Origin of the sequence: Kocuria carniphila (genome assembly GCF_004136555.1) — a bacterium.
GTDB classification, from domain to species: Bacteria; Actinomycetota; Actinomycetes; order Actinomycetales; family Micrococcaceae; genus Kocuria; species Kocuria carniphila.
This window is the reverse complement of record NZ_NOIT01000031.1, coordinates 1-11209: the sequence shown is the minus strand read 5'-3', so window position 1 is coordinate 11209 and position 11209 is coordinate 1. Positions and strand designations below refer to the sequence as shown.

The following is an 11209-nucleotide window of genomic DNA, read 5'->3' as shown; positions in this document are numbered from 1 at the left end:
TGCCCTCTCATCGCGGTGGAACGGAACCCTGAACAAGTCCCATTCTTCCCGGTCAGACGGGCATCCCGTCTTTAATTGCGGCCCAAGCCCAGCATGCTCATCGGTGGATCAAGGCTAAGACACGAATACTGGACAAGGCCCGCGGGCCGGAACCGGGCGGCGTCGGGATCAGGACCGGGCGGCGTCGGCGGTTGAGTGCGCATGCTGGGTGCCGCTAGAACCCTGGGGTGCGTCTGGTGCAACATTAGGACCCGCCGGATGGTCCGAAGGGGTTCTTATGGCCCCTGAGGTGTCACGCGCGGTCCTTGCGACACCTCAGAAGCGAGGGTGACGCCGCCCAGTGTCAGCGGGCGGTGGCGTTATGAGAAACGAGCGACTAGGCCCAGGGCGCGGAACGAGCGTCGGAATCGCGGTTAGGCCTGTCCTTTGCGGACGGTGCACCTTGGTTCTCGCCAGCCGAGTGGTCGGACGCGGATTCCCGGTTCCCAAGAGTTTGATCGCGTTCAGAGTCGGCATCCTGGCGCTCCGTGTTGGAGTCCTCAACGTCAGCCCTCTCGTGCTCAGTTTCTTCGCGGCCATCATGACCGGAACCCTCATCAACGGCAGCACGTTCACCGCGGGCGGCGGAACGCATCCGCGGACGCGTGATCAACATGGTCACGAACGCACCGATGACGGCAATCAAGGCGACCGCGATCGCCGCGTCCATCCAGAACTGGGTGGGGTACAGCCGGATCAGGGTGTCGGTGATGCGGAAGGTCCAACTACCGGCGTCGAAGAACAATGAGTGGAACAGCGCGAAGAACGTCTCCCAGGCCAATACCGCCACGACCAGGAGAATCACCAGCAGTGCAACGGTCAGCCACGCTCCGAAGAACAGTGCACCGGACGCGGCGCCGGGTGCGCGGCGGTGCAGATAGAGGCAGCTGATCGCACTGAGCACCAGCAGAATCAACGCGACCAGGAAGCCCCACTGGATGACGTGTTGCACGTCGGTCATGTGGGACACCTCTTGGTCCTGGAACAACATGCCGGCTTCTTCGCTGATCAACCCGCTCAGGTACTCGGGCGGCGCGAAGTTCATGATGTAGTCCAGCCCGTAGGACCCGTAGGTCATGCGCTGTTCGGTGGTCATCCCCCAGTGATCAGCGGGGAACCCTGGGCGGTGGTACTCGATCCACAGGAACAGCGGGGTGGCCACGAGCCGCACCCCCAGGGCGATCAGGAGAATCGGGAACGTCAGCGCCAGAAAGACTTGTTGAAGGCGACGAAATTTCGCCTCGCGGGGACGCTTGACCGCCGTGGTGGGAGAACTCACCGGGGATATCACCAGTTTCCGTGCCAGTTTTCGTCTGAGTACTTGTCAAAGGGAATGTTCCAATCACCAAAGCCGTCGTCGGGATCAGCCTGCGGGTAACCGGTATTGACCACTTCCACCATGTCACCGGGGCGGAAGGTGTCAAAAATGTACTTGGCGCCCTCCACGGGCATACCCACACAACCGTGGGACACATTTTGGTAGCCCAACACCGGCATGGCAGAGGGCAGGGCCTGGTGGATGAACTCGCCGCTCCACGTGAGTCGAGCCACGTTGGAGGCGTTGAAGGGCTCGTAGTAGTGCGGGTCCCCGGGTGAGAGGTTCAGCGACGACGGCTTGAATTCATACGATTCCGCCTGCTCGATGATGACCTTCTTACCCGTGGTCGACGGCCATTCCGGGTTGCCCAAGGTCACGGGCCATTCGCCGGTCTTCTTGCCGTTCTCGTAGGCCACCAGGGTCTTGGTGTTGTTGTCCACGTACGCGCGGTGTTCGGGACCGGTCGTGAAGTTCACGGTCTGGTTCTCGTTGCCGATCATCCCGTTGCCCACGTCCTTGCCGAGCAACTTGATGGCCACCTTCACCTTGGAATCCGGGGCCCACGGTTCGGCGGGGCGATAGCGCAGCTTGGTGTCCGAGTACCAGCGGAAGGCGCCGTCCTGGTCACCGCCGCCGGTGACCAGGACGGCCTTCTCGATCTCTTCCTTGTTCAGGATCGGTTCGGAGAAATCGAATTCGACGACCTGCCACAACCCGTAGGTGCCGCCGTCCCGCACGTTCATGCGAACGTCCATTTCATGGGCGGCGTCCACGGTGGAGAACGCGGACGTGCCTTCCGCGGTGCGGCCGTTGTTATCCGCCGTGTACGTCACGGTGTAGGCGGAGTCGAATTCGAGTGGCTTGGTGGAAGTCCACGTGGTTCCGTCCTCGGACAGTTCCCCGGCGGCTTCTTGGCCGTCATCCGAAACGACCGAGACATCCGTGAGCTTGCCCTGGTCCGCCGTCACGGTGACCGGGTCCACGGGATTGACCATGGTGGTGTTCGCGGCAGGGGCCACGGTCACGGTGGGTTCGCCAGCTGCCTCGGTGGCTGTAGCATTCGAGGCACCGTCGCTCGGTGAACCGGACGCAGCGCCGTCGCCCCCGGAACCTGTACCGCACGCGGCCAGGGCCAGCACACTGAAACCCGCCAAACCGGTGACGGCGCGCGAACGCCAGGTGCTCTTGCGGGGGGAATGGGGGGCCATGGTGAACCTCACTTCGCGTGGCTGGATCTCCTCCAGACTGCCCGGTTACCCGCTGAACAACAAGTTGACTTCGGATGGATTACGGGCGACGCAGGTGGGCGCGCCGCATACTTTGCGGCATGGGCGCGGACCGGAATTCCGGTGCGGCTTGCGGCTTCACTTCGCGCTCGCTCCCGGGCTGATCGTCCCCAATGGTTTCGGCCGGCGCGCGATTGAATGAAACGTCCCGCAATACTCGCCCGGGGGCCCGCATTCCGGGCCGCTGCGGTGACTGCGGACGACGCCGCGCGGCCGGCTCGTCATCGCGCACGGCCTCGACCATGGCGCCCAGGTCATCGCGGTTCCAGCCGTCCGGTGATTCCAGACGCACCACACGCCACCCGCGCGGGGCGGTCATGCGGTCCGCATGGAAAGCGCACAGGTCGTAGGCATGCGGTTCGGAACGGGCGGACAGCGCACCGATCACCGCGGTGGAGTCCGAGTACACGTAGGTCAGGGTGCAGACGGCGGCCCTGGAGCAGGTCTGGCGGCTGCAGCTGCGCTGAGGAAGTTCTTCGCTCATGCGCTTACTCAGCGTCCCCGGCGGCGCAGCCTGCGGCGTTCGCGTTCGGAGAGCCCGCCCCAAATGCCGAACTTCTCATCGTTGGACATCGCGTAGTCCAAGCACTCGCCGCTCACGGGGCACGCCTCGCACACGCGCTTGGCGTCGCGAGTCGAGCCGCCCTTTTCGGGGAAGAAAGCTTCGGGGTCTGTCTGTGCGCACAGTGCGTCGGTCTGCCAGGCGAGTTCGCCTTCGGCGTCGCCCTCGCTCACGGAGTACAGGCCGGCAACGGCCTGCCACACGGAAGCGTCCACGCTCTGCGGGTCGTGGACGTCCACGTCGGTGAGATTCTGCGGAACCGGCGGCTGCGCGGGGGTCTGCGCCACGGGTTCGGAATCGGTGGTCTTGCGGCGATCGGATCGCAACATCACATCGCCTGCGGATTCGGGATGCGCAGCCAGGAAGGCGCTTGCGAGATCGTCCAGGGTGGTGACTTCCATGGTGGATCCACCACGAGCCTGATCCACGGGATCGACGAACCAATCTGCGGGGATCACCTCGTGCGCGTTCGGACGGCCCTGCTCGGCGGTGTCCTCTTGATCGTTGAAGTGGCGGCGTGCGGCCTCTCCCATGTCAGTCCTTCCGTCCGACGCAAAAGCTATGTGGTGCCCGTGACCCGCCCATTTGGGCCGCGGGAAATCAACCGCTCCAGGCGAAGGGTTGGTCCGCTTGGCCCGAAGCGGACCCCCTAATTACACGCGTGTAAGTCCTGCTGAGTCAAGCTGGGTTCGGCGGACTTGCAGATTTGACCGGCGTGCCGTCAGTGTGGACGAGGGACCGTCACTTACCCTAAGGAGTTTCTGCGTGAGACGCACACCGGCCACTTTCGCACAGGCCTTGGCCCAGCTTTCCGAACGCCCCACACCCGCGCTCATCTGGCGCAACGGGGACGAACGCGTCGAGCTTTCCGGCCGCGTGCTCGTCAACTGGGTCGAAAAATCCGCAAGCCTCCTGGTCGACGAATTGGACGTGGAGTCCGGCCAACTCATCACCGTTTCCCCGCGCCAACACTGGCGACTCGTAGTTCTCACCCTCGCCGCCCTACGGGTTGGTGCCTCGGTACGGTTCGGTGAGAATTCCGCCGACGACGCCGCCGTCCACGCCGCGCTCGAAGGTCACCTCAACGACGGCGTTCCCGCCGAACACGTCCTGGCCGTCGCCTCCCCGGCCTTGGCCTTCGCGTGTGAGGAAGAGGTTTCGGATCCGGTCATCGACTTCTGCGCCGAAGTCCGATCGTTTCCGGACGCGTACATGGGAATGGAAGAACCTCAGGACGGCGATGATGCCTTGCCAGAGGCCGGAATCACGCACGGTGAGTTGCTGGGTGAAGCCGAGCGAGCGGCGTCGGCGATCGAGGACCACACCGTGTATGTGCCGTTGAACGACGGCTGGGACGAACGTGCCCTGTTGATCACGTTGGGAGTGCTCTTGCGCGACGGCGCCGTGTTGCTGACCGCAAACGAGTCGGATGTTACGCCGGATGTCCTGGCGCAGGAGAAGGCGGTTCCGTTGTCGGGCGAGTGAGGGACCGGACCGACAGACTCGGTTCGGATGGTCAGTTCCGGCTCAGATCTGGCTGGGCGGGGCGTCCGAATCGGTGCGAGAGCGAGATGAGGCGTCCGAGTCCTGGCGGGTCGTCTCGTCCTTGCGCTGCACCACGGGGATCTGACCGGTGATGAACGCGAACTCTTCTTCGCGGCTGCCCGCGAAATCCGGGTCCTCATCGAGCTCCTGGCGGAAGACCCAGAACCGGTAGGCGAAGTACCGGAAGATGGTGCCCAGGATGGTGCCGATGATCGTGCCCGAGATGAAGGACGCCGTGGCCGACTGCAGGCCCAGCACGTAGTAGCTGAAGAACAAGCAGCCCATTTCAATGCCCAGGCCAATGCCATTGGCCACCAAGAACTGGACCAACTCACGCCGCTTGTCCGCTTGACGCTTCTCGCGGAAGGTCCACAAGCGGTTGGCAACCCACGAGAACAGGATGGCCACCACCGTGGCCACGAATTTGGCCTTGATGTGGCTGTCCTCGAACCACGGGGTGTGCATCAGGATCCACGCGAGCGTCGCGTTAATGACGAACGCCAGCGCACCCACCACGCCGAACTTCATGAGTTCTTTGACGAACAGGTGCCACAGCGCGTCAGCGCGTTCCATGATGCTATTCACGAATGGTTCTCGGTTTCCGTCGCTCGGGGAAGTCATGCGCGCTGGTACTTGCACGCTCATGGGTGATCCGCAGAAGTGCGTGATCTACCCGCATATTGAGCTGCATCCTACTCCTAAATAGCTGGTGGCCCGCTGTGGCGATACCCTGGGGAACGTGAGTTTCCCCATTACAGGTCCTGTCATTGGTGTTGTCGGAGGCGGCCAGCTGGCCCGCATGATGGCACCCGCCGCTACCGAGCTGGGCGTGGAATTGCGCGTCCTGGCGGAAGGCCCGGACGTTTCGGCCGTGGCCGCCGTCCGCACCACCCCCGTTGGGGACTACAAAGATTTGGACACCCTGCGGCAGTTCGCCTCAGAGGTGGACGTGGTCACCTTCGATCACGAGCACGTACCCACCGAGCACCTGCGCGCCCTCCAGGAAGCCGGGGTGTCGGTGCAGCCGGGCCCGGAGGCGCTGGTGCACGCGCAGGACAAGCTGGTCATGCGCAAGGCCGTGGAGAAGCTCGGTCTGCCCAATCCCCAGTGGGCCCAGGTGCGCACCGCGGACGAGCTGTTGGCCTTCGGCGAGACGGCCGGATGGCCGCTGATTCTCAAGACGCCACGCGGCGGCTACGACGGCAAGGGCGTGTTGAAGCTCGACGACGCTCAGGCAGTCCACCAGGATCCGGTCCCGGCGTGGTTCGCTCAGGCTTCCGAGGACGGCTTGCTCGCGGAGGAAGCCGTCCCGTTCACACGTGAGCTGTCCGCTCTGGTGGCGCGCACACCGTCCGGCGAGACCAAGGCGTGGCCCGTGGTCGAGTCCGTGCAGGTCAACGGCGTGTGCGATGAGGTGATCGCCCCGGCACCCGGCCTGGACCCGGAAGTGGCCGCGGCGGCGTCGGGAGCGGCCATCATGCTCGCCCAGGAACTGGGCGTCACCGGCGTGATGGCCGCCGAACTGTTCGAGACCCCCGGCCACGGCGCCGGTTTTGCCGTGAACGAGCTGGCCATGCGCCCGCACAACTCCGGGCACTGGACCATGGACGGCTCCGTGACCAGTCAGTTCGAGCAGCACCTGCGTGCCGTTCTGGACTGGCCGCTGGGTGCCACGGAGGTCAACGCGGATGTTGCCGTGATGAAGAACTTCTTGGGCGGCGACAATCAGGACCTCTTCGCGGCATACCCGGCCGCGATGGCCGCCGAGCCGCGCGCCAAGATTCACAACTACGGCAAGTCGGTGCGTCCCGGCCGCAAGATCGGGCACGTGAACGTGGTTGGATCCGCGGATGAGACGGCCGAACTGCGCCGCATTGCGACCCGTGCGGCGGGCATCATTCGCGACGGTGAGGACCGATCGGAAGAGCCCACTCACATCCAGTCCGAGGGCAAGGCGCACCCCACGTGGGGCGCGACTCCCCTGACCCAGACCCAGGCACCGATCGTGGGCTTGGTCATGGGCTCGGATTCCGACTGGTCCACCATGCGCTTGGCCGCAGAAGCCCTGGAAGAACTGGGCATTCCGTACGAGGCGGATGTCGTGTCCGCTCACCGCATGCCGCACGAAATGCTCGAATACGGCCAGACCGCTCACGAACGTGGTCTGCGGGTGATCATTGCCGGTGCCGGCGGCGCGGCGCATCTGCCGGGCATGCTGGCCTCGGTCACACCCCTGCCGGTGATTGGTGTACCGGTCCAGCTCAAGACCCTGGACGGCATGGACTCACTGCTGTCGATCGTGCAGATGCCCGCGGGTGTTCCCGTGGCCACCGTGTCCATCGGGGGTGCCCGAAACGCCGGTCTGCTGGCCGCTCGTGTGTTGGCCTCGGCCACCGACACGTCCGCCGAGCACCTGCGCGACAACCTGCAGAACTTCGCGCGGGAGCTGTCCGAGACCGCTCACCGTAAGGGTCAGGCGCTGCGGGACACCGTGTCGCGAGGCGCCACGACCCAGGACTAGCAGGGCTTTGCCCGGTCGATTTTCGGCCAGGATTCAGCCAGTAGCGGCACAATGACCGCAGTGCGTCGTGACTCGCGAGAGGGTGATTCCCACAATCACCCGCGTGAGCCGGCCGCAACACCGCCTTCCCCATCAGCACGGAGTTGCACGTGAACGGATCATCCTCGAGCGATGTAGGGGGTACCCCCTACCCGCCCACGGCCGGAGCCCCCCACCCGGATGGTGGCTACACGGAAGAAACCTTCCACGGTGCTTCCGCGACCCGCGATCCCGGTAGCGGCCCCCGCAAGAAGCGCTCCAACGTGGCCGACCCGTTGATCAACCCCAAGTTCGCCGCACCGGCCGACCGCACCAAGCGCGCGTGGTGGTTGCTGGGCGCCACCGCACTGGTTCCCGGCTCCGCCCAGCTGGTGGCTGGTCGCAAAGGCCTGGGGCGGCTGGCGCTGCGCGTGACCGTAACCGTGTGGGCGCTCATTCTCTTCGCTGCCCTGCTGTGGCTCGTGTGGAAGACCGCGCTGATCTGGCTGCTCACCAACTCGGTCACCTCGTGGATCCTGATGTTCGGCCTGCTGGGCCTCGCGTTGGGCTGGGTGTTCCTGTGGTTCGACACGCTCCGACTGATCAGACCAGGTTTGTTGAGCGACAAGGTCCGCCGCGCCGTGGTCATTGTGACCGTGCTGGCCATGCTCATCACCGGCGGTGGCTTGGGTTACGCCGCCCATTTGGTCTCGGTGGCGCGGGGGGCGGTCTCCAATATCTTTGGCGGCGGTCTGCCGTTCGTCCCGGACGACGGGCGCTACAACATCCTGCTCATGGGCGGCGACGCCGGTGATGACCGCGAAGGCCGCCGCCCCGACTCCATGACGGTGCTCAGCGTGGACGCGGGTTCCGGGCGCACCGTGACCGTTTCCCTGCCTCGCAACCTGCAGAACGTGCCGTTCCCGCAAGATTCCCCGTTACACGACGTGTACCCCAGCGGGTTCAGCTGCGGCGACGAGTGCATCATGAACGCCATCTACACGGACGTGATGCAGAATCACCAGGACCTCTTCCCGGACGTGGCCGACCCCGGTGCGGAAGCCACCAAGGACGCCGCTGAGGGCGTCACGGGCCTGGAAATCCACGGCTACGTGCTGATCGACATGGACGGTTTCGAATCCCTGGTGGACGCCTTGGGCGGCATCACCCTGGACGTGGGCGGACGCGTGCCCATGGGCGGTGGCACCAACATGGACACCGGACTGCCCAACCCGATCCTCGGGTGGATCGAACCCGGCGTGCAGCACATGGACGGCCACCATGCCCTCTGGTACGCCCGTTCCCGCGAAGGGGCCACGGACTACGACCGGCAGGCGCGCCAGCGCTGCGTTCAGGCCGCGATGCTCAAGCAGCTCAACCCGGTCAACGTGGCCACCAAGTTCGAGGACCTAGCCAACTCGGGTGAGGAAATCATCGAGACGGACATCCCACAGTCCTCGATCGGCTCCCTGGTCAACGTGGCCATGAAGGCCAAGAACCACGACCTGGAATCCTACGCCGTGGGCCCGCCCTTCTACGACCAGTCCTTCCCCACATACCCGGATTTCGAGCTCTTCCAGTCCGATCTCCAGGGCGTGCTCGAGAGGGCGACGGACGATGGCGCCGAGGCGGCGGCGTCGTCGAACGTCCCGGCCCGTGGCGTGGCAGGTGCGCCGGGTGGTGTGGGCGTGGGCATGTCGGTGCCCGTGCCTGCCTCCCCCGCGATGGTGACCACTGCCGAGGAACTCTCCCCCAACGGCACCTGCTCCGTGCCGTAACCGAATCCGCGCTACGCGTTCTGACCTGAGCGGCAGATCGGTACAGTGGACGCGTGGCAAATATCCTGCAGTCCCAGGAATGGGCAGAGTTTCAGCGAAACATCGGACACCAGGTCGTTCAGGCATCCGGCGACGGATGGCGCTACCTGGCCACCGTCGAGGGCGGGCGCACGGGCCGGTACCTGTACTGCCCGTACGGTCCCGAGGCGGATTCCCCACAGGCTTTCGACGCCGCCCTGGCGGACCTCACGCGCGTGGCCAAGGAGCACAAGTGCTGGTTCGTGCGCGTGGAACCGGCCAATGCGAATTTCGTGGACGGCCTGGAAACGGAGAAGTCTTCGTTGCGCCGCCGCGGTATGAAGGTTGCCCCGCGTCAGGTGCAGCCTTCGCACACCCAGCTCATTGACCTCAGCAAGGACGAGAAAGAGCTGCTCAAGGACATGAAGTCCACCAACCGAAATCTGTACCGGAACATCCACAAGAAGGGTGTGACGATTGAGCGCTCGTCCAACCCGGAGGACGTCAATTACCTCCTGAAGTTCTTGGACGACACCGCCAAGCGTAAGGATTTCAACCGCCAGCACGACGACTACCTGCGCGCCGTGGCCCGTTCACTCATGCCCGCGGGCGCTGCCGCGATCTACCTCGCGAAGCTCGAGGACGAGCCCATTGCGGCGTCACTCGTGTACGACTCCTCGGACACCCGCACCTACGCCCACGCGGCCATGGATCAGCGTCACCGCAAGCTGTCAGCGGGCATCCCGCTGGTGGTCACGATGATCATGGACGCCAAGGAGAAAGGCCTCGCGTGGTTCGACTTGTTCGGCACCGCACCCGAGGGCGCTGGTCCAGAGCACGAGTGGTACGGATTCACGTCTTTCAAGAAGTCGTTCGGTGGCTCGCCGGTATCGTTTGCGGGCACATGGGACCTGCCCGTTTCGACCGGTGGCTACGCCGCTTACACCGGCGTGCGCCACGCCCGGGAAGCGGTCACGAAGGCTCGAAAGAAAATCCGCGAGCGTAACATCGAGGCATGACTAAAACTGCTCTGATCACCGGTGCCACCGGAGGAATTGGCCGCGCTTTCACCACCGAATTGCACCGGCGCGGCTATCAGGTGATCATCACCGGTCGGAGCACGGAGAAGCTGACTGAACTGTCTCAAACCGTGACCGACGGTGCTGCGCAGATCGTGGCCGCTGACCTGGGAACGCAGGACGGGATCTCCACCCTGGTGGACGTGATTCGCTCCAACCCGCTGGACATCCTGATCAACAATGCAGGTTTCGGCACGCACGGTGCTTTCGCCGAACTGGACATCGATCGCGAACTCGAAGAAGCCACCGTCAACATGACCGCTCTGATGGCCACCACCCACGAGGCGCTTCAGTCGATGACCGCGCGGCGCACCGGCGCAATCGTGAACATTGCGTCTGTGGCCGGGTTCCAGCCCATTCCCTACATGGCCACGTATGGCGCCAGCAAGGCGTTCGTGGAACGGTTCACTCTTGCCGTGGGCGTTGAGGCCCGCAAGTCAGGTGTGCTGGTGACCTGCGTGAACCCTGGTCCCGTGGATACCGAGTTCTTCGACGTGGTCGGTTCCAGTGCCGTGAAGATCGGCCGTGCGATGAGCCCGGAACAGATTGTGGCTTCCGCCATGACCGCAGTGGACAAGCGCCGTTCCCGCGTGGTGGCACCTCGCACCTTCCACGCGGTGGAGGCCCTCACCCGCGTGCTGCCCGCACCGTTGGTGGCCCGGGCGACATCGATTATTTCCGGGCGGTGAGCGCGGCCGCTGCGGCGCTGATGCCGGTACGCGGCTGGCACTGCGTCGCACTACATTGCACGGCGCCGCGCTGCGCGTGAGGTGTCGTTAGAGCCCACGTTTACAGGCCCTTCACAGATGAGCGTGGGTAGGCGTCTTCCGCCACGGCCGGTGGCCACCGGCGGCGAGCAGGGCGCGTAGGCGGTAGTTGTCGAAGTTGCGGAAACCCCGAGCGACCCGGCGCATCGTCTCGATCACCCCGTTGATCGCCTCTGTCGGCCCGTTCGAGGCTCCGGCGGTGTCGAAGTAGGCCAGGATCGCCGACCGCCATCGCTGCAAGGTGCGGCCCAGCCGGGCGACCTCCGGGATCGGGCAGG

The 11209-nt window shown here is 64.9% G+C and carries 11 protein-coding genes and 1 pseudogene; 6 read left to right on the top strand and 6 right to left on the bottom strand.

What is annotated here, in order from left to right; translation table 11 throughout:
* Nucleotides 1-376: 376 nt before the first annotated feature.
* From EWV37_RS15225 to EWV37_RS15210, 4 genes are all read right to left on the bottom strand, one after another.
* On the bottom strand, nucleotides 377-1318 hold the full coding sequence (locus EWV37_RS15225; RefSeq protein WP_129702486.1) for a TIGR01906 family membrane protein: 942 nt from the start codon (nucleotides 1316-1318) through the stop codon (nucleotides 377-379).
* 8 nt (nucleotides 1319-1326) lie between these two features.
* Entirely contained in the window at nucleotides 1327-2565 is a 1239-nt protein-coding gene (locus EWV37_RS15220) for a L,D-transpeptidase (RefSeq protein WP_095796823.1), read from the bottom strand.
* 79 nt (nucleotides 2566-2644) lie between these two features.
* Nucleotides 2645-3127, bottom strand: coding sequence for a DUF3499 domain-containing protein (locus EWV37_RS15215; RefSeq protein ID WP_095796824.1), 483 nt, complete (start codon nucleotides 3125-3127; stop codon nucleotides 2645-2647).
* A gap of 8 nt (nucleotides 3128-3135) precedes the next feature.
* Nucleotides 3136-3738, bottom strand: coding sequence for a WhiB family transcriptional regulator (locus EWV37_RS15210; protein WP_095796825.1), 603 nt, complete (start codon nucleotides 3736-3738; stop codon nucleotides 3136-3138).
* Nucleotides 3739-3970: 232 nt separating this feature from the next.
* On the opposite strand from EWV37_RS15210, the gene EWV37_RS15205 reads away from it, so the two are divergent.
* A complete protein-coding gene (locus EWV37_RS15205; protein ID WP_129702485.1) occupies nucleotides 3971-4690 on the top strand; it encodes a TIGR03089 family protein in 720 nt (239 codons plus the stop codon).
* A 42-nt stretch (nucleotides 4691-4732) separates the two neighbouring features.
* Here the strand turns inward: EWV37_RS15205 and EWV37_RS15200 are convergent, their stop codons facing one another.
* Nucleotides 4733-5323 carry a GtrA family protein gene (locus EWV37_RS15200; RefSeq protein WP_129702484.1) on the bottom strand — a complete coding sequence of 197 codons (591 nt, stop codon included), beginning with the start codon at nucleotides 5321-5323 and terminating at the stop codon, nucleotides 4733-4735.
* A gap of 226 nt (nucleotides 5324-5549) precedes the next feature.
* Between EWV37_RS15200 and EWV37_RS15815 the strand changes: the two are divergent.
* From EWV37_RS15815 to EWV37_RS15180, 5 genes and pseudogenes are all read left to right on the top strand, one after another.
* Nucleotides 5550-6680 (top strand): annotated as a pseudogene (locus EWV37_RS15815) (5-(carboxyamino)imidazole ribonucleotide synthase); the annotation flags it as partial.
* Nucleotides 6681-6767: 87 nt separating this feature from the next.
* Complete coding sequence (gene purE, locus EWV37_RS15810; RefSeq protein WP_338032834.1) at nucleotides 6768-7271, top strand: 5-(carboxyamino)imidazole ribonucleotide mutase; 504 nt, start codon at nucleotides 6768-6770, stop codon at nucleotides 7269-7271.
* Between the two features lie 149 nt (nucleotides 7272-7420).
* On the top strand, nucleotides 7421-9067 hold the full coding sequence (locus tag EWV37_RS15190; protein ID WP_238663360.1) for an LCP family glycopolymer transferase: 1647 nt from the start codon (nucleotides 7421-7423) through the stop codon (nucleotides 9065-9067).
* Nucleotides 9068-9120: 53 nt separating this feature from the next.
* Nucleotides 9121-10104 carry a lipid II:glycine glycyltransferase FemX gene (locus EWV37_RS15185; protein WP_129702481.1) on the top strand — a complete coding sequence of 328 codons (984 nt, stop codon included), beginning with the start codon at nucleotides 9121-9123 and terminating at the stop codon, nucleotides 10102-10104.
* A complete protein-coding gene (locus EWV37_RS15180) occupies nucleotides 10101-10853 on the top strand; it encodes an SDR family NAD(P)-dependent oxidoreductase (RefSeq protein ID WP_095796829.1) in 753 nt (250 codons plus the stop codon). The genes EWV37_RS15185 and EWV37_RS15180 overlap by 4 nt, the downstream gene beginning before the upstream one ends.
* Before the next feature lie 111 nt (nucleotides 10854-10964).
* Here EWV37_RS15180 and EWV37_RS15175 read toward each other — a convergent pair.
* Nucleotides 10965-11209: transposase (locus EWV37_RS15175; RefSeq protein WP_165189493.1), on the bottom strand; the 245-nt coding region annotated here is incomplete at its 5' end.

What these genes read in the sequence shown, in the direction of transcription:
- EWV37_RS15220 (WP_095796823.1), bottom strand. Translation starts at nt 2,565, where the DNA reads ATGGCCCCCCATTCCCCCCGCAAGAGCACCTGGCGTTCGCGCGCCGTC.
- EWV37_RS15215 (WP_095796824.1), bottom strand. Translation starts at nt 3,127, where the DNA reads ATGAGCGAAGAACTTCCTCAGCGCAGCTGCAGCCGCCAGACCTGCTCC.
- EWV37_RS15180 (WP_095796829.1), top strand. Translation starts at nt 10,101, where the DNA reads ATGACTAAAACTGCTCTGATCACCGGTGCCACCGGAGGAATTGGCCGC.
- purE (WP_338032834.1), top strand. Translation starts at nt 6,768, where the DNA reads ATGGGCTCGGATTCCGACTGGTCCACCATGCGCTTGGCCGCAGAAGCC.
- EWV37_RS15210 (WP_095796825.1), bottom strand. Translation starts at nt 3,738, where the DNA reads ATGGGAGAGGCCGCACGCCGCCACTTCAACGATCAAGAGGACACCGCC.
- EWV37_RS15200 (WP_129702484.1), bottom strand. Translation starts at nt 5,323, where the DNA reads ATGGAACGCGCTGACGCGCTGTGGCACCTGTTCGTCAAAGAACTCATG.